Below are 17,577 nucleotides of genomic sequence, written 5' to 3'. Positions count from 1 at the left end.
CGCGGGAGACCTCAGCTCTTCGCCGTGGTGAGCAGGGCGAAGAGATGGGGGATCCGGGGGGAGCCCTCGGGCAGCCGCCACCAGCCGTTGCCGGTGCGCTCCATCTCCGGCCAGCGCGGCCAGGGCAGTTCCTCGTACTCGCGCAGCCGCTCGACGCCGAGACCGGCCCCGATCAGCGCGTCGACCACATCGCCCAGGCCGTGCATCCACTCGTAGCAGTCCGTCGTGCCCTCGACCGCCGGACCGTCGGTGTAGGTGTGCGTCGCGTCCTGGAGGATGGCCCCCCGGCCGCCGAGATAGTCGTGGCGCAGCAGCAGCTCGGGGGTGTCACCGGGGCCGGGGGTGAGGCCGAGGGCCTGGAGGAGGGGGTGGAACTCCACGATGTAGAGCCGGCCGCCGGGGCGGAGCAGTCCGCTGACGGTCTCGGCCCAGCGCGGCAGGTCCGGCAGATAGCAGAGCGCCCCCTTGCCGGTGTAGATGAGATCGAACCGGCGCTCGCCCAGGGCCTCGGGCGCGTCGTAGACATTGGCGTGCACGTAGTCGACGTCCTGGCCCGCCCGCGCGGCGATGTCGCGGGCGGCGGTCACCGCCGCGCCGGAGAGGTCGAGGCCGGTGGTGCGCGCCCCGCGCTGGGCGAAGGCGAGGGTCTCGGTGCCGAGATGACACTGGAGATGCAGCACGTCCCGGCCGGACAGCTCGCCCATGTCGGTCCACTCGAAGGGGGCGAACCAGCGGGCGGGGTCGGGGTTCTGGTCCACGCCGTAGAACCGGCTGGCGAGATGGACGGGGGTACGGGCGTCCCAGTTGGCCTCGTTGGTCCGCATCTGCTCCGCCAGGTCGCGGGCGGGGTGCTCCTCTGACTCACTCATGGGGCCCATCCAACCGCGCCGCCCCCCGCCGCGACACCACGCGCCCGGCCCTCCCGGCCGCCCGGCCGCCCGGCTTACTCGACGACGAGTTCGACGGGGATGTTGCCCCGGGTGGCCTTGGAGTACGGGCAGGCGGCGTGGGCCTTCTCCACGAGCGCCCGGCCCTGCTCGCCCTCCAGGTGGGCGGGGAGTTCGACCCGTATGACGACGGAGAGGGCGAAGCCGCCGTCGGTGTCCTTGCCGATGCCGACCTCGGCGGTCACCGAGACGTCCTTGACGTCGGCCTTCTCCTGGCGGCCGACGGCCCCCAGCGCACCGGCGAAGCAGGCGGCGTACCCGGCGGCGAAGAGCTGCTCGGGGTTGGTGCCCTTTCCGTCGCCGCCGAGGGCCGGCGGGAAGGCGAGCGGGAGATCGAGGGTGCCGTCGGAGCTGACGGCACGGCCCTCCCGACCGTTGGCGGTGGCTGCGGCGGTGTAGAGCGGGTCCATGACTGGCCTCTTCGTCTCGTCGGTGGTCTGCCGGAGCACAACTACAGCACACAATTGAGTTGCACACAACTGAATGGCGGACGGAGGCCCCGCCGGTATGCTGGAGAGATGGCCGACACGACGCTCAGCGAGGTGCCGGAGGAGGACTTCCTCCGGCTGGACCAGCAGATCTGCTTCGCGCTGCACGCGGCGTCGCGCGCGTTCAACGGGGTGTACCGGGGCGCGCTGAAGGAGCTGGGGCTGACCTATCCGCAGTATCTGGTGATGCTGGTGCTCTGGGAGCACGGGGAGCTGCCGGTCAAGAAGATCGGCGAGCATCTGCGGCTGGACTCGGGCACGCTGTCGCCGCTGCTGAAGCGGCTGGAGTCGGCGGGGTACGTGGAGCGCAGGCGCAGCACCGAGGACGAGCGCTCGGTGACGGCGCGCCCCACCGGGGCGGGGGCGGCGCTGCGGGAGCGGGCGCGCGCCGTGCCGCGCGGGATCGCCGCGGCGACGGGGCTGCCCCTCGACCGGGTGCGGGCCCTGCGCGAGGAGCTGCACGCCCTGACCCGCGCGCTCGACGACGCCCGCCCCCTGCCGCCTCCCCCGGCCTGACCGGCCCTTCTAGGCGGGGAGCGCCGTGCCGCAGTGGGCGCAGTAGCGGGCCGCAGGAAGCTCGGCGGGGCGGTCGCAGGAGGGGCAGATCCGGCCGAGCGGACAGGCCGCCTCGCCGCCCTCGGGTTCGGCGACGGCCCCGGGCGTCTCCGGGCCCCGGATGCTCATGCCCGGCCGCCGCCGGTGCGCCGTGACATAGACGAGGCCCTCGCGGCCCGCGCTCACCGCCCGGCGGGTGCCGTGCGGCAGCCAGGCCACCGCCCCGGCCGCCAGCGGCTGCCGGCCCGCGTCCGTCTCCAGCTCGCCGTCGCCGGTGACCACACAGAGCAGGACGTCGAGGTCGGGCTCGACATGGACCGGCACCCCCTCGCCCGGGGGCACCCGGACGAGATTCGCGTCCAGCTGCCGCCCCTGGGCCGCGAGCCGCCACAGCGCCCCGCCCCGGTCCGCCCGCGCGGCGGCCACCTCCGCCATCCCCGCCAGCACTCCGGCCGTCGTGGGCCCTTCCATGCGATTCCTCCCGAGCGCCGACCCGGCGCGATCCGGCCCGGCCCGATTCAGTCCGATCCGGTTCAGTCCGGTCCGGTTTCAGTCCGGGCATCCTCCCAGACCCCGGACCGGCCCCCCGACGCCCCCGACACTCCGACGAGAAGCAGTATGTCCATTAAATTATGAAATGATCCTATATTTTTACTTCGTGATCATTTCTGTGCGAAGACTTACCGCGCTGGCCCTCCTGGGATCCGTTCTCGTCGGCTGCGCCGCCGACAGGCCCGCCCCCGGACCGGCCGCCCCCAGCAAGGCCGCCGCGGCGGGCCCCCCCGGGGCCAAGCCGCAGCAGGCCGTGACCCCGGTCTTCAAACGCGGCGCCCTTCCCAAGGACGCCGACGGGGACGAGTTCAACGAGTACAGCGACGAGAGCGAGTTCGAGGGGAAGACCGTCGCGCTCACCTTCGACGCCGACATGACCGCCGATCAGGGACGGCGGGCGCTGCGCGGCGAGCGCTTCGACAACCCCACCCTCGTCGACGCGCTGCGCGAGCTGAAGGTCCCCTCCACGGTCTTCATGACGGGCCGCTGGGCCGAGGAGTACCCCGACCAGGCCAGGGCCATCGGAGCCGATCCGCTCTTCGAGGTGGCCAACCACTCCTACAGCCACTACGCCTTCACCTCGAAGTGCTACGGCCTGCCGCAGGTGGCCAAGAGCCGCATGCTCGCCGATGTGAACCGCGGCTTCGCCGCCATCCGCAAGAGCGGGGCGCGCAATGTGGTGCCGTACTTCCGCTTCCCCGGCGGCTGCTACGACGACGGCGCGCTGCGCGCCATCGCCCCGGCCGGGGTGACCGCCGTCCAGTGGGACGTGGTCGGCGGGGACGCCTTCGCGGGGGACCCGGACGCCGTCGCCGAGCAGGTGCTCGAAGAGGTCAAGCCGGGCTCCGTGGTGGTCCTCCACTGCACCCGCAGCGCGGCCCCCGTCACCGAGCAGGCCCTGCGCACGATCGTGCCCGCGCTGCGCGACCGGGGCTACCGCATGGTGAAGGTCTCCGAGCTGATGAAGAACAGACGCTGACCCGGCGCGGGGACGGGATCAGCCCGAGCAGGCCGTCCGCTGGGCCTCCTGCCACTCGCAGACCGGGCAGAGGGTGATGCCCTTCACCGATTCCGGGTACTCGGTCGGCTCACGGCACAGTACGCACTCGGCGAAGGGCTCGTCCGGGGCCGGCGGACGCGCGGGGCCGGCACCGGGACGAGGCCCGGCGCCCGATGTCTCGCAGTACGAATCGTCCATGCGTACGAGCCTACTCCGGCGCGTTCACGGCCCGCCGCCCGCGCCGCCCCGCCGGGAGTTCAGCGCGCAGGCCGGCACGGCGGCCCCGGTCGCGAGCAGCGGCGGCCGGCCGGCCGCAGCCTCAGTTCGACGCCTGGGGAACGAGTTCGCTGGGGCGCACGATGACGATGCCCTCGCCCTGGAGCATCAGCTGAACGGCCTCGCCGGAGCCGCCGCGCACCATCGAGCCGAAGGACTGGGAGCGGTTCAGCGAGGTCGCGAGGCCCGCGCTCCAGCCGACGACCGCGTCGGTGTCCACGCACACCGGCTGATCGTGGGTGACCGGGATCACGATGGGGTTGCCCTCGCAGATGATCGCGAGCTTGCCGTGGCCGGTGAAGACGCTGTTGAAGAGTCCGCCGCCGGCCGAGCCCGCGCCCTTCACGGTCTTGATCTCGTAGGAGAGGCTGGAGTCGAAACAGAGGACGTTGCGGCCGTTGACCGTCAGGGAGTCGCCCTGCTCGATGTCGATGATGAAGCAGTTCGCCGCCTCGTGCGCGAACCACGCCTCGCCCTGTCCGCGTACGGACATCAGCGGCAGCCCCTCACCGGTGACGGCCCGCTTGAGCAGGCCGCCTATGCCCTGGCTCTTCCGCTCGAACTGGAGATCGCCGCGGAAGGCGATCATCGATCCCTGCCGTGCCTGCATCTCGCCGTTGACGGCGTACTTGATCGACTTGGCGTTCTGCTGGGTCATTCCGGCAACGGTGGCGCGCTGGGCCATGTTCTCCGAGGAGAAGAGATCGCTTTTCATGGGTGCATACTCACCCGGAGCCGCTTGTTACGACAAGAAATATCCTCGATCGCGGCGAATCGGCACGTCGGGGCCGCGCGGGCCGGGCTGGCAGAATCGCGGGTGTGAGCAGCGACTTCGAGAGCACCGAGACCCGTCCCGACCAGCGCGACGAGGCGCCCCAGTTCGTACTGCCGCTGGTGGTGCGGATCGAGAAGACCGATCCGCCGGCCCGTACCGACGCGCTGGAGACGGCGGCGCGCGCGGTGCTCACGCTCCTCGCCGACGAGCGTTCGCTGGGTGAGGGCGAGGACGAGGGCGAGTGGGCGCGGGCCGTGCGGGACTGGCAGGACGCCCGGATCCGCAAGGTGGTGCGCCGGGCGCGCGGCGCGGAGTGGCGGAAGGCCTCGGGGCTGCCGGGCATCACCGTGACCGGCGAGCACGCGGAGGTACGGGTGTTCCCGCCCGTGCCGCTGGACGGCTGGCCGAAGGAGCTGGCCAAGCTCCAGGTCTCGGGGACCGACCTGGACGATCCGGAGCCCCCCGCCGAGCCCGCCCCGGGCGGGCCGGTGCTGTGGATGAGCCCCGGTCTCGGCATGTCCGCCGGCAAGGCGATGGCACAGGCGGGCCACGGCGCGCAGCTGGCCTGGTGGGAGCTGTCGGAGGCGGAGCGCGCCGCCTGGGCCGCGTCCGGCTTCGCCCTCTCGGTGCGCACGGCGGAGCCGGGCCGGTGGGCCGAGCTGGCGGCGAGCGGACTCCCGCTCGTCCGGGACGCGGGTTTCACGGAGATCGCGCCCGGCTCGGCGACGGTGATCGCCGATCATCCCGCGCTGACCGGGAAATAGGGAGCCCCCCGCATAAGCGCCGCACCACTGCTCAATTCGGGGTCAATGCACTCACCTCGCATTTCGAATGGTACCGCACCGCGCGTCGCGAAATCGCTTATCACATATCACGAACCTGGCGATCATGGGCATGCCAAGTTAGCTTATTCGGTGAGCTTTTCGTTCCCCCACGAGGAGAGCCGATGCGCAACACAATCAGATATTTACTATCACTTGTGGTGCTTTTAGGTGCCGTGAGTTTCTCCGGCACCCCGGCCGCCGCCCTGCCCGAAACCCCCATCACGGACATCAAGCCGCGCCTCGCCGCGCTCCCGGAGGTGGCCTCCGTCCGGGAGACCACCAGCTGGGAGGATTGGGACCGGCGCGTGTACGAGGTCTTCCTCACCCAGCCGAAGGATCACCGCGACCCGGCGGCGGGCACCTTCCGGCAGAAGGTCGTCGTCTACCACCGGGGCGAGGAACTGCCCACGGCGCTGATTCCCACCCAGCACGCCTACGGGGACCCGCTGGGCATCACCTTCCGCAAGAACGAGGTCAGGGTGGAGCAGCGCTTCCTGCCCGGTTCGGAGCTGGTCCCCAAGGACCTGTCGAAGCTGAACATCCGGCAGCTGGCGGACGATCTGCACCGGGTGACGGTCGCGATGAAGAGAATCTACGACCAGAAGTGGCTGTCCACCGGCATGGCGCTGACCGGCGAGGTCGCCACGTACCACCGCCGCTTCTACCCGAACGACGTGGTGGGCACCTATGTCGTGGGAGCCCGGAACGACGCCCACAACGACGACGACTCGGCGTACGAGGCCCACCTCGCCCAGCGGAACACCCCCGAGTGCAGGGAACGGATCGAGTCCTTCCAGCGCGAGGCCCTGATACGCCGGGACGAGCTGGTGGAGCTCTACCGCCAGTACGCCCAGCAGGAGGGCTTCACCTTCCAGCTGGTCGGTTCGGTGGACCGGGCCTTCGAAATCGCGGTCACGGACTTCCCGTGGCGGTACTGGCAGCAGCTGGCGGCCGACGGGATGTGCGCCTACATCCCCGCCGAAACCGCCACCACGGCCGCGATCTGGCACCAGCTCCGCCTGGTGAGCGCCAACCACAGCCGCGCCGACTGGTCGCTGCGCTGGGAGGAGGCCAATATCTATCTGGCCGGGACCCAGACCGGCTGGCCCGCCATCAGCACCCCGCACCTGGACGATCTGCTGCGTTACCCCGGCATCAACAACCCGCGCACCTTCGTCGACCGCGCCGTCCCGATGCAATTCGACAATGGCGCGATGGCGGACATCGACACCTGGGTGCGCGAGCATTCCTCGAACATGATCTACGTCTACGGGGAGTACAGCCCGATAGGCGCAGAACCCTTCCAGGTGAATGAGAGCAGGGATTCAAAGGTTTACGTCGGTCCCACATACGGAGACTTCTCCTATCTGACACCGGCGGATCAGCAGGAGATCGAAGCAAAACTCAAGGAGTGGGCCGGTGTGACCGGCCCGCCGCCCGCGAAGGGCTGACTGAACCGCTCCCCCGGCCGGCCGGCCCGGGGCCAGCCGGGGAGCGAGAAGGACGGGGAGGGGAACCTCAAATCATCCTCTGAACGTCCCAGCTCCGGGGTTCGACACCGATCGGCGGGGTCATGACCCTGACACGCCCGTGGCGTCCGGCGGGCAGAGGAGGGGGACATGGAGCTCGGTATCGGAATCGGCTGGCGGCCCGAGATCGCCGAGGCGGTCGAGTCACTGCCCGGCGTCGACTGGGTCGAGGTCGTCGCGGAGAACATCTGCCCGTGCCATCTGCCCGACTCGCTGACCCGGCTGCGCTCGCGCGGGGTCGCCGTGGTGCCCCACGGGGTGTCGCTGGGGCTCGGCGGCGCGGACCGGCCGTCGGAGCGCAGGCTCACGGAGCTGGCGGAGCGGGCCCGGGCGCTGGGCTCGCCGCTGGTGACGGAGCACATCGCGTTCGTGCGCGCCGGGGGCGCGCTCACCGCCTCGCCCCCGCTGGAGGCGGGGCATCTGCTGCCCGTCCCGCGCACCCGGGAAGCGCTCAAGGTGCTCTGCGAGAACGTGCGGGTGGCCCAGGACTCGCTGCCGGTGCCGCTGGCGCTGGAGAACATCGCGGCGCTGATCTCCTGGCCCGGCCAGGAGCTGACGGAGGGGCAGTTCCTGGCCGAGCTGGTGGAGCGCACCGGCGTGAGGCTGCTGATCGACGTCGCCAATCTCCACACCAATCTGGTGAACCACGGCGAGGACCCGGCCGCCGCGCTGGACGAGCTGCCGGTCGAGGCGATCGCGTACGTCCATGTGGCGGGCGGCGTCGAGCGGGACGGCGTCTGGCACGACACCCACGCCCACCCGGTCACCGAACCCGTGCTGAACGTCCTGCGCGAGCTGCGCTCCCGGGTCAGCCCTCCCGGGGTGCTGCTGGAGCGCGACGACGACTTCCCGGCCGCCGCCGAGCTGGGCGGCGAGCTGTCCGCGATCCGGGAGGCGCTGCGCGTCGGCCCGCCGCGCGCGGCGGTGCCACAGGCCCGGGAGATACGGGAGAGGGTGGCGAGCGGCCCCGGCGAGGAGGACGGCCCCGCCCGGGAGCGGCTCGGCATCGCCCAGGCCGCGCTGCTGTCCTCGCTGGTCGCCGGGACCCCCGCGCCCGAGGGCTTCGACCACCGGCGGCTCCGGGTGCAGCGGCGGGCGCTCGCCGCCAAGCGGGCCTCGATCGTCGCCAGGATCGCGCCCGAACTGCCCGGGATCCTCGGGGACGGCTACCGGCCCGCGTTCCTCGCGTACGCCAGGAACCGGCCGCTGCGCTCCGGCTACCGGCGCGACGCCCTCGACTTCGCCGAACAGCTGCTGCTCGCCGGGCAGCCCGCCGACGACAAGTCCCGCCGGGAACTGACCCTTTGGTGGGAGGATCGGATCGCGCCCCGCCCACCCCGGCGTGCCCGGCGGATCGTACGCGCCGCGCGCGCCGCTCTCGTACGGAGGTAGAACCCATGCAGACCATGGAGACCGTGGTCGTGTACGCCTCCGGGGCGATCGGCCTCTGGTCGACCGCCCTGATCCTGAGAATACGAGCGATCCGCCGCGCCGAACTGGCGGCGGGCCTCGGCGAGACGGTCGACGACCCGTACGACGCGGCCTTCCTCGCGGGCGGCCCCGGCCGGGTCGTGGACACCGCGCTCACCGTGATGCACCTGGACGGGCGGATCCGGATCGGCGGGCCGGGCATCGTCGCGGCCGTGGCCCCGACGGCGGACCCGGCGGACGGCCCGGCGGCGCACGACCCGGTGGAGCGGGCGGTGCTGGAGCGGCTGGCCGTCGCGCCGAACGGCTCGCTCACCCAGGTGCGGGGCGCGGTGATGCGCTCGCGCGCCGTCCAGGGCATCGGGGACGCGCTCGCCGCCCGGGGGCTGATGACGCCCCCGAAGCGCCGCCGGAGGGCGCTGAGCTTCTGGGGGCATCTGCTCAGCTCGCTCTCCGTCCTCGCGATACCCGTCTCCATCGTGGTGACCGTCATCGGCTCCGGCATGGGGGCGAGCCCCTTCGGCGTGCCGTTCATCCTGCCGCTCCTGCCCGCCATCGTCCTCGGCCTGGGGATCGGCAGCCATGCCGTCGGCTTCGCGGACCGACGGACCACCAAGCCGGGCCGCCGAGCGCTCAAGGCCCACGGCGCGCGGTACGCGGAGGCCGGGGACCCGGCGCGGCTGGTCGCGACGAAGGGCCCGAGCGCGGTGCCCGACACGGCGCTGAGGCCCGTGCTGGTGGCCGCCGCCCTCGCACCCGTGGTGTTCGTCGCCGCGGCCGCCGGGGGCAGCAGCTCGTCGGAGGCGGAGGCCGCCGCCCAGTGGTGCGGCGCGGCCCCGGGCGGGAGCTGCGGAGCATCCGGCGAGGGCGACGGGAACGGAGCCTCGGGAGGCGACGGCGGAGGAGGGGACGGCGGCGGCTGCGGAGGGTGCGGCGGCTGCGGCTGCGGCTGACCCGGGGGGCGCTCACGCACCCGGACGGCGCATCGGAGTCATCGCGGACGACACCGTACGACGGTGCTTTACACGCCCCCGCCCGGCCACGAAGGATCCCTTGACCGCCGTCGGCCCAGACGCGCGCTCAGAGGGGAACGGGAACGGGATGAGAGCAGTGGCGAGGTACGGGGTGGCGGCGGCGATCGCACCGCTGATCGCCGGGACGCTGGCGGTGTCGCCGGCCGGCGGGGCCGCCGCCCAGGACGCCGAGGCCCGGGGCACCGCGATCGCCGCCCGGCGCGCCGCCGCCGAGGGCATCGCCTTCGGCGACTGCCCCCGGGAGGAGCGGCTGCCGGCCGCCGTGCGCTGCGGCACCGTCGACGTACCGCTCGACTACGCCGAACCCGACGGCGCGCGGATCGCGCTGACGGTCAGCCGGATCCCGGCGACCGGCGAACCGGAGCGGTACCAGGGGGCGTTCGTCTACAACCCCGGCGGACCCGGCGCTTCCAGCATGTACTTCCCGCTGGCCGGCACCCTGCCCGAGTGGAAGCGGATCGCCCGCGCCTACGACCTGGTGGGGTACGCCCCGCGCGGGGTGGCCCGGTCGGCCCCGCTCTCCTGCCAGGACCCGAAGGAGTATCTGAAGGCCCCCACCCAGTCCCCGGTCCACCCCTCCCCCGCCGAGAAGCGGGAGCGGCGGGCGGCGGCGAAGGCGTACGCGGACGGCTGCGCCCGCATCGTGGGCCCCTCGCTGCGGCACTACACCTCGCTCAACAACGCCCGGGACCTCGATGTGCTGCGGGCGGCACTCGGCCAGCCCCGGCTGACCTTCATGGGAGCCTCGTACGGCACCTACTTCGGCGCGCTGTACGCGACGCTCTTCCCCTCCCATGTGCGCCGGATGGTCTTCGACTCGGCGGTCGACCCGGCGCGCGAGAAGATCTGGTACCGCAGCAATCTGGCCCAGTCGCTGGCGTTCGAGAGCCGCTGGGCCGACTTCCGCGCCTGGGCCGCCCGGCACGACGAGACCTTCGGGCTGGGAACCACTCCCGAGGCGGTGGCCGAGAGCTACGAGAGGGCGCGGGCCCGGCTCGCGGTGACGCCGGCGGGCGGTGTGGTGGGCCCGGGGCAGCTCCAGTCGGCGTTCCTGGGGACCGCCTACTACGACGACTACTGGCAGCCCCGCGCGCGGGCCCTCTCGGAGTATCTGCGCGGCAACGAGGAGCCGCTGATCGCCCAGGCCGCCCCCCGGCCGGGCAGTGCGAAGGACGCGGAGAACTCCAACGCCGTCTACACCGCCGTGGAGTGCAACGACGCCCCCTGGCCCACCGACTGGGCGGTGTGGGACCGCGACAACACCGAACTCGCCCGCCGGGCCCCCTTCGAGACCTGGGACAACGTGTGGGCGAATCTGCCGTGCGCCTACTGGTCCGCGCCGAGGCAGCGGCCACTGGAGGTGCGGACGAAGAGGGGCGCGCTGCCGCCGGTGCTGATCCTGGCGGCCGAGCGGGACGCGGCGACGCCCTACGCGGGGGCGAAGGAGCTGGCACGGCGGCTGAAGGGCGCGGTGCTCATCACCGAGGAGGACGCCGGGACCCACGGCGTCGGCGGGGGTCCCAACAGCTGTGTCAACGCGCATCTGGAGAACTATCTGCTGCGCGGACAGACGCCGGTGCGGCGCGCTGCGTGCGCGCCGCACCCGGAGCCGGACCCGGTGTCGCTGGACCGGAGCGCGGCACGGCCGAAGCCGCCGCACAACGTCTGATCTTCCGGGTCTGAGAGGCCGGGCCCGCTGGGTGCGCACCGGCCTTCGTTCGGTGGAGCCGTGAGGCTCCCGAGGTGTCGCGTGGATCGGTGATCGGGCTCAGGCGAGCCCGGCCACCAGCTCCGTGACCGACTTGCGGCGGCCCGTGTAGAACGGGACCTCCTCGCGGACGTGCATACGGGCCTCGGACGCGCGCAGATGGCGCATCAGGTCGACGATACGGTGCAGCTCGTCCGCTTCGAAAGCGAGGATCCACTCGTAGTCGCCGAGGGAGAACGACGCGACCGTGTTGGCGCGCACGTCCGGGTAGCCGCGGGCCATCTTGCCGTGGTCGGCGAGCATCCGGCGGCGGTCCTCGTCGGGCAGCAGATACCAGTCGTACGAACGGACGAACGGGTAGACGCTGACGTAGTCCCGGGCGTTCTCGTCGGCGAGGAACGCGGGGATGTGCGACTTGTTGAACTCGGCGGGGCGGTGCAGCGCCATGTTCGACCAGACCGGCTCCAGCGCGCGGCCCAGGCGGGTGCGGCGGAAGAGGTTGTAGGCCTCCTGGAGCTCGTCGGCGGTCTCGGCGTGCCACCAGACCAGGACGTCGGCGTCCGCGCGCAGCCCGGAGAGGTCGTAGACGCCGCGGACGGTGACGTCCTTGGCGGCGAGCTCGTCGAACAGCTCCTGGACCTCCTCCGCGTAACCGGAGCGGTCCTCGGGCAGCACATCGCGCAGCTTGAAGACGGACCACAGCGTGTACCGGATGACCTCGTTGAGGTCCTTGGCCTTCTTGCCTGCGTTCGGGATCTTTTCGGGCGCACTCATGGATCTATTGTCCCGCGCCCTGATCAGTGCCCGGCGCCAGGGTGGGCGTGGCGAGAATCTCGTCCGCAGCGCGCTGTCCGTCGGCGATGCAGGCGGGGATGCCCACACCGTCGTACACGGCCCCGCAGACCCGCAGTCCGGGAAGCTTGGCGATCTCCTGCCGGATGCGGGCGACCCGGTCGAGATGGCCCACCGGGTACTGCGGCAGGCCGTCGATCCAGCGGGTGACGTCGGTGGCGACGGGCTTGGCGGCGATGCCCGCCGCCGCGCCGAGGTCGTGCAGGGAGGCGGCGACGAGGTCGGCGTCCTCGCGGGTCAGCTGTTCCTCCTCGCCGTACCGGCCGAGCGAGGTGCGCAGCACGAAGAGGTCCGGGGAGGCCTTGGCGACCCACTCCCACTTCTGGCTGGAGAAGGTGGAGGCCTTGATGGCGCGGCCGTCGACCGGGGGGACGAGGAAGCCGCTGCCGGCCGGGAGGCCCGCCAGGTCGGCGCGGCGGAAGGCGAGGGTGACCAGGGCCATCGAGGCGTACTCGACCCGGCCGAGCCCGGCCGCCGCGGCGGGCGACTCGGCGGCGAGGAGATCGGCGGCGGCCCAGGCGGGTGTGGCGACGATCACGGCGTCGGCGTGGATCAGCCGGCGGTCGGTGCGGACCTGCCAGCCGCGGTCGGTGCGGCCGAGGCCGAGTACGGGGGTGCCGGTGCGGATCTCGCCGCCGAGGGCGCGTACGGCGTCGGCGACCGCGCCGGGCAGGGTGCCGACGCCGCCCTCGATGCCGAGGAAGACGGGGCCGCCGGCCTGCTCCTCGCGGGTGAGCCGCTGGACCTCGTGGACCGCGTCGAGCAGATAACCGTGTCTCCGGGCGGCCTCGAAGAGCCGGGGCACGGCCGCGCGCAGCGAGATGCGGTGCGCGTTCCCCGCGTACACCCCGCCGAGCAGCGGTTCCACCAGCCGGTCGACGACCTCGGGGCCGAGGCGCTCGGCGACGTACGCGCCGATCGCGATGTCGTCGCCGATCTCGGCGGGGGGCAGCTCGCGCTCGCGGGCGATCCGGGCGACGCCCTCGGCCGAGAGCAGTCCGGCGAGGGCCTCGGGGGTGCCGGGGACGCCCATCACATGGCCCTTGGGCATCGGGCGCAGGGCGTCGCGGGTCCAGACGGACGCGGTGGCGGTGGCGGGCGGGCTCAGCCGGTCGCCGATGCCCACGGCGCGGGCGAGGTCGATGGCCTCGGGGCGGCGGGCGAGGAGGGACTCGGCCCCGAGGTCGACGGGGGCGGCGGCGATCTCGCCGGTCCGCAGCTTGCCGCCGAGGCGCTCGGTGGACTCCAGGAGGGTGACCCGGACTCCGGCCGCCGCCAGCCGGTGGGCGGCGGCGAGGCCGGAGATCCCGCCGCCGATGACGACGGCGTGGGCGGCCGGGGTGGGACCCGCTGGGTCCGTACGCGGGGAGGACTGCATGGCTCCACTCTCTCAAACCCCGTATCGAGTCCCGACCGTGACCGGTTCGGGACCGGGGAGGGAAACCGGCGCGGGGGACGCCCCGTCGAACGGGGAACCGGTTCAACGGAGACAAGGGGGGCCCGATATGCGCGCACGGCGCACTGTCACGGCACTGGCGCTGATCGGCTCGCTCGGCCTGGCGGGCTGCTCCGCCGGGGCGGAGTCGCAGAGCAAGGACGCCGCACACGCGGCGGAGCGGGAGTACGCGCCCGACGGGGCGGGGAAGGGGGCCGGGGCGGCGCGGCCGGAGGAGGCCGGGGCCCCGGCGGGCGAGAAGCGGCCGGACCGGGCGGCGGCGGTGACCGCGAACCAGGTGATCCGCACCGCCGAGGTGAAGGTGCGGGTCAAGGACCTGGGGCGGAGCCTGGTCGCGGCCCGGCGGACGGCGGCGGAGGCCGGGGGCCATGTCGCCGGCGAGTCCACCGAGCGGCTGAGGTCGACGGTGGTGCTGCGGGTGCCGCAGGGCGAGTACGAGGCGGTGCTCGCCGAACTGGCGTCCGGCGGGCGGCTGCTGTCCCGGAAGGCGAAGGCCGAGGACGTCGCCGACCAGGTGGCGGACGTACGGAGCCGGGTCGCCAACCAGCGGGCGAGCGTGGCGCGGGTGCGGGAGCTGATGGAGCGGGCCGGGAAGCTCTCCGACGTGGTCGCCCTGGAGGAGGAGCTGAGCTCCCGGCAGGCCGAGTTGGAGTCGCTGCTCGCCAGGCAGGCCTCGCTGAAGGACCGTACGACGCTGGCGACCGTCACCCTCACGCTGGTCCAGCCGGAGCCGAGGCCGGTGCGGAAGGCCGCGGAGAAGGCGGAGGAGCCGCCGGGCTTCACGGACGCGCTCGGCGGCGGCTGGGACGCGCTGACGGCGAGCCTGCGGTGGGGCTCGGTGGTGATCGGCGCGGTGGCTCCGTTCGCGCTGGTGCTGGGGCCGCTGTTCGCGGCGTGGCACTGGGGGGTGCGGCCCCGGCTGCGCGGGCGGAACACGGCCGGGGAGCCCCTCGCGCCTCCGTCCGGGCCTCCGTCCGCCCCGGACGGGCCGGACCGGGGGTAGCGGGGCGCACCCCGTAGCGTGGCCCCATGGCAGCTGAGCGACTGGTGGTCGTCGGGGGCGACGCGGCGGGCATGTCGGCCGCGTCGCAGGCCCGGAGGTTCAAGGGGCCGGACGAACTGGAGATCGTCGCGTTCGAGCGCGGCCACTTCGGCTCGTACTCGGCGTGCGGGATCCCGTACTGGGTGGGCGGGCAGGTCGGCGAGCGCGCCGAGCTGATCGCCCGTACCCCCGCCGAGCACCGGGAGCGCGCGATCGATCTGCGGACGCGCACCGAGGTGACGGAGATCGACGTCGAGGGCGGACGGGTGCTCTCGCGCGAGCTGGAGAGCGGGGCCGAGGAGTGGACCGGCTACGACAAGCTGGTGCTGGCCACCGGTGCGCGGCCGGTGCGGCCCCCGGTGCCGGGCATCGGCGCGCCGGGGGTGTACGGCGTCCAGACGCTGGACGACGGGCAGGCGCTGCTGGACGGTCTGTCCGCCGTCGGCGGGGGCGGGCGCGCGGTGGTGGTGGGCGCGGGGTACATCGGCGTGGAGATGGCGGAGGCGCTGCTGAACCGGGGGTTCGCGGTGACGGTCCTCAACCGGGGCGAGCAGCCGATGTCGACGCTCGACCCGGACATGGGCCGGCTGGTGCACACCGCGATGGACGGCCTGGGCATCGTCACGGTGAACGGGGCCGAGGTCACCGGGGTCCGCACGGGCGCGGACGGCCGGGCCGTGGCGGTGGCGACGCGGGACGCGGAGTATCCGGCGGATGTGGTGGTCCTGGGGACGGGGGTCGAGCCGGAGACCGGACTCGCCCGGGCGGCGGGGCTGCCGCTGGGGGTGTACGGCGGGCTGCTGACCGATCTGTCGATGCGGGTGCGCGGCCGGGAGGAGATCTGGGCCGGCGGCGACTGTGTGGAGGTGCTCGACCTGGTCTCGGGCCGGGAGCGGTATGTGCCGCTGGGCACCCACGCGAACAAGCACGGCCAGGTGATCGGGGCGAACGTGGGCGGCGGCTACGGCACCTTCCCCGGGGTGGTGGGCACGGCGGTCAGCAAGGTGTGCGACCTGGAGATCGCCCGTACCGGGCTGCGGGAGAAGGACGCGGCCGGGGTGGGGCTGCGGTATGTGACCGTCACGATCGAGTCGACCAGCCGGGCGGGCTACTACCCGAGCGCGGCCCCGATGACGGTGAAGATGCTCGCGGAGCGCCGTACCGGGCGGCTGCTGGGGGTGCAGATCGTGGGCCGCGAGGGCGCGGCGAAGCGGGTGGACGTGGCGGCGGTGGCGCTGACCGCCGGGATGACGGTGGAGGCGATGACGGCGCTGGACCTGGGGTACGCACCGCCGTTCTCCCCGGTGTGGGACCCGGTTCTGGTGGCCGCGCGCAAGGCGGTGGCGGCGGTTCGCGCCGCAGGCTGAAATACGGCGTTAATGCTCTTTCCGACCGTCCGGCGGGCCTTCCCCGCCGGGCGGTCATTTCATGAGGGTTCTCTCATCTCACGCCGGATTAGAACTCTCTCATTAAGTGATCCATTGACATGCCACAGATAACTCTCTTAACTTCCGGTTAAGCGGAAATGCGGTCCCCACCGCATACCGGATTATCGGAGGTCTGATATGGAACAGCTCATCAAGAAGATGGCCCAGGACGACATCTGGCGCGCCTGGAACGCCGTCAACTCGGCCGATGCCGCCGCCAAGAACGGCTGCATCAGCGCCACGGGCAAGACGGGCTGCATCAGCGCGTCGCCCAAGGCCGGCTGTATCTCCTGACCAGCCGCCGCTGACCGGAAGACCCGGGGGCCGGGCGGCGCCCATGGCTGCCGCCCGGCCCCTGCGGCCCCTCTGTATTCGCGTGGTTCATCCGTTTCGAAGCCGATTTTTCAGCGTCGATTGAAGGTCAACCGTGGACGGTCAACCTCATTCCGACATCATCGATCAGATCCGGGACATTCCCATCTATCGAGCGTCGGTCGAGCAGGGGTATTTCCCCATTCTGGAGAAGCCGGAAATCGGTCGCGGATTTCCGGACAACTGGATGACACCGCGGCTCTCCCGGGCCCTGGAGGCCGGCGAGGCGGAGTTCGTCCTGTCCACGGGCACCAACCACGCCCGTATGCAGATCATCAGGCCGCCGTACTTTCTGCTGAAGTCCTACTACCGGCTGTGGAGCGAGCACCCCGACATCTCGGAGACCTGGCACCAGGGCTGCCGCCGGGTCTCGCTGACCACCGTGCTGGCGACCGAGCATGTGGCCCGGGTCAACGCGAGGAAGCGGGGCACCGCGCCCGCCGCCGTTCCGGGCATCGAGGACCGGCGGCTGGACGAGCGGACCGTCTATCTCAATCTCCGGCTCGACCCCGCGCTGTGGGACCGCGCGGACGTCGAGCGGATGATCGGGGAGATCCGCGCCGAGCGGGACAGCCATCCGCTGGGCCGGTACCACCTCGACTGCTCGGGCTACCACCTGGCGCAGCTGGTGCGCAAAGCGCTCGCCTGGGGACTGTGGGACGACTTCCCGCTCCCGGCGAGCGTCATCACCGCCTACGAGTACACCCCGGCGGGCGTCCGCGAGTATCTGGAACGCCGTCTGGGCTGTCCGGTGGTCGACCTCTTCGGCAGCACCGAGCTGGGCTATCTCTACTACAGCGACCGGGACGGCCGTTACCACCCGTATCTGGACCGGATGAGCCTGGAGCTGGTGCCGGTCGAGCCGGGGAGCCGGATCCACAGCCTCATCGTGACGAGTGTGCGCAATCCGCACATGCCGCTGATCCGCTACCGCTCCGGCGACTGTGTGCGCACCCGGGACGGGAGCACGGACCCGGCGAAGGTGGTCCGGTTCTGCGGCCGGGAGAAGGAACTCCTGCCGACGCCGAACGGCCCGGTCTCGCAGGGCGATCTGGACGACGCCGTCACGGCCGCCTCGTCCCACGTCCTCCTCTGCCAACTGCACGCCCCGGGGCAGGGGGCCGTCCGGCTGCTGTACACGACCTTCGACGGCGGGCCGCTCGCCCCCTCCGAGAGCGCGGCGGCGGCCAAGCTCGTCGGCGAGCTGACCGGGCTGCCCTGCGCGGTCGAGCACCGTGAGCACATCCCGGTCGGGGCTTCCGGAAAGCACACCTGGCTGGTGACCAAGAGCACCGAGAGCACCGAGAGCTGA

At 72.5% G+C, this 17,577-nt stretch carries 18 protein-coding genes; 11 read left to right on the top strand and 7 right to left on the bottom strand.

Translation table 11 applies throughout. The features are described from left to right. Nucleotides 1–11 precede the first annotated feature (11 nt). Both ABD371_RS18240 and ABD371_RS18235 read right to left on the bottom strand, forming a co-directional pair. Nucleotides 12–869 (bottom strand): class I SAM-dependent methyltransferase, encoded by an 858-nt coding sequence (locus ABD371_RS18240; RefSeq protein WP_344478182.1) that lies wholly within the window; start codon nt 867–869, stop codon nt 12–14. Between the two features lie 74 nt (nt 870–943). After that, on the bottom strand, nt 944–1,357 hold the full coding sequence (locus tag ABD371_RS18235; RefSeq protein WP_344478180.1) for an organic hydroperoxide resistance protein: 414 nt from the start codon (nt 1,355–1,357) through the stop codon (nt 944–946). 108 nt (nt 1,358–1,465) lie between these two features. Here ABD371_RS18235 and ABD371_RS18230 point away from each other — a divergent pair, with 108 nt between their 5' ends. Continuing rightward, nucleotides 1,466–1,951: a MarR family winged helix-turn-helix transcriptional regulator gene (locus tag ABD371_RS18230; RefSeq protein WP_344478178.1), complete on the top strand. Its 486-nt coding sequence runs from the start codon at nt 1,466–1,468 to the stop codon at nt 1,949–1,951. A 9-nt stretch (nt 1,952–1,960) separates the two neighbouring features. On the opposite strand, the gene ABD371_RS18225 is transcribed toward ABD371_RS18230, so the two are convergent. Next, nucleotides 1,961–2,461 (bottom strand): cupin domain-containing protein, encoded by a 501-nt coding sequence (locus ABD371_RS18225; RefSeq protein WP_344478176.1) that lies wholly within the window; start codon nt 2,459–2,461, stop codon nt 1,961–1,963. 166 nt (nt 2,462–2,627) lie between these two features. On the opposite strand from ABD371_RS18225, the gene ABD371_RS18220 reads away from it, so the two are divergent. Then, nucleotides 2,628–3,521 (top strand): polysaccharide deacetylase family protein, encoded by an 894-nt coding sequence (locus ABD371_RS18220; RefSeq protein WP_381733918.1) that lies wholly within the window; start codon nt 2,628–2,630, stop codon nt 3,519–3,521. Between the two features lie 18 nt (nt 3,522–3,539). Here ABD371_RS18220 and ABD371_RS18215 read toward each other — a convergent pair whose 3' ends face one another. Then, nucleotides 3,540–3,740: a hypothetical protein gene (locus ABD371_RS18215; RefSeq protein ID WP_344478173.1), complete on the bottom strand. Its 201-nt coding sequence runs from the start codon at nt 3,738–3,740 to the stop codon at nt 3,540–3,542. Between the two features lie 121 nt (nt 3,741–3,861). Then, nucleotides 3,862–4,533 (bottom strand): AIM24 family protein, encoded by a 672-nt coding sequence (locus ABD371_RS18210; protein ID WP_344478171.1) that lies wholly within the window; start codon nt 4,531–4,533, stop codon nt 3,862–3,864. A 95-nt stretch (nt 4,534–4,628) separates the two neighbouring features. On the opposite strand from ABD371_RS18210, the gene ABD371_RS18205 reads away from it, so the two are divergent. The 5 genes from ABD371_RS18205 to ABD371_RS18185 all read left to right on the top strand — a co-directional run bounded on the left by ABD371_RS18205 (nt 4,629) and on the right by ABD371_RS18185 (nt 11,077). Continuing rightward, nucleotides 4,629–5,357: an aminoacyl-tRNA hydrolase gene (locus ABD371_RS18205; RefSeq protein WP_381733977.1), complete on the top strand. Its 729-nt coding sequence runs from the start codon at nt 4,629–4,631 to the stop codon at nt 5,355–5,357. Between the two features lie 233 nt (nt 5,358–5,590). Then, the gene (locus ABD371_RS18200; protein WP_344478167.1) at nt 5,591–6,868 is read left to right on the top strand and encodes an aminopeptidase; all 1,278 of its coding nucleotides are present in this window, start codon (nt 5,591–5,593) and stop codon (nt 6,866–6,868) included. Between the two features lie 168 nt (nt 6,869–7,036). Continuing rightward, complete coding sequence (locus ABD371_RS18195; RefSeq protein ID WP_344478165.1) at nt 7,037–8,338, top strand: MbnB/TglH/ChrH family RiPP precursor modification enzyme; 1,302 nt, start codon at nt 7,037–7,039, stop codon at nt 8,336–8,338. A gap of 5 nt (nt 8,339–8,343) precedes the next feature. Next, on the top strand, nt 8,344–9,327 hold the full coding sequence (locus tag ABD371_RS18190) for a TIGR04222 domain-containing membrane protein (RefSeq protein ID WP_344478163.1): 984 nt from the start codon (nt 8,344–8,346) through the stop codon (nt 9,325–9,327). Between the two features lie 148 nt (nt 9,328–9,475). After that, nucleotides 9,476–11,077 (top strand): alpha/beta hydrolase, encoded by a 1,602-nt coding sequence (locus ABD371_RS18185; RefSeq protein ID WP_344478161.1) that lies wholly within the window; start codon nt 9,476–9,478, stop codon nt 11,075–11,077. A 99-nt stretch (nt 11,078–11,176) separates the two neighbouring features. On the opposite strand, the gene hemQ is transcribed toward ABD371_RS18185, so the two are convergent. Both hemQ and hemG read right to left on the bottom strand, forming a co-directional pair. After that, nucleotides 11,177–11,890: a hydrogen peroxide-dependent heme synthase gene (hemQ, locus tag ABD371_RS18180; RefSeq protein ID WP_344478158.1), complete on the bottom strand. Its 714-nt coding sequence runs from the start codon at nt 11,888–11,890 to the stop codon at nt 11,177–11,179. Between the two features lie 4 nt (nt 11,891–11,894). After that, nucleotides 11,895–13,346: a protoporphyrinogen oxidase gene (gene hemG / locus ABD371_RS18175; protein WP_344478156.1), complete on the bottom strand. Its 1,452-nt coding sequence runs from the start codon at nt 13,344–13,346 to the stop codon at nt 11,895–11,897. A 127-nt stretch (nt 13,347–13,473) separates the two neighbouring features. Between hemG and ABD371_RS18170 the strand changes: the two genes are divergently transcribed. From ABD371_RS18170 to ABD371_RS18155, 4 genes are all read left to right on the top strand, one after another. After that, nucleotides 13,474–14,427: a DUF4349 domain-containing protein gene (locus tag ABD371_RS18170; RefSeq protein ID WP_344478153.1), complete on the top strand. Its 954-nt coding sequence runs from the start codon at nt 13,474–13,476 to the stop codon at nt 14,425–14,427. Between the two features lie 26 nt (nt 14,428–14,453). Further along, a complete protein-coding gene (locus ABD371_RS18165) occupies nt 14,454–15,833 on the top strand; it encodes an FAD-dependent oxidoreductase (RefSeq protein ID WP_344478151.1) in 1,380 nt (459 codons plus the stop codon). A gap of 198 nt (nt 15,834–16,031) precedes the next feature. Beyond that, entirely contained in the window at nt 16,032–16,187 is a 156-nt protein-coding gene (locus ABD371_RS18160; protein ID WP_190123680.1) for a hypothetical protein, read from the top strand. Nucleotides 16,188–16,320: 133 nt separating this feature from the next. Continuing rightward, nucleotides 16,321–17,577 (top strand): phenylacetate--CoA ligase family protein, encoded by a 1,257-nt coding sequence (locus ABD371_RS18155; RefSeq protein ID WP_344478148.1) that lies wholly within the window; start codon nt 16,321–16,323, stop codon nt 17,575–17,577.

It is taken from the genome of Streptomyces amakusaensis, assembly GCF_039532665.1.
In the GTDB taxonomy this organism is placed as follows: domain Bacteria; phylum Actinomycetota; class Actinomycetes; order Streptomycetales; family Streptomycetaceae; genus Streptomyces; species Streptomyces amakusaensis.
Note: the sequence above shows the minus strand (reverse complement) of the source record. Positions and strands in the feature narration are given on the sequence as shown.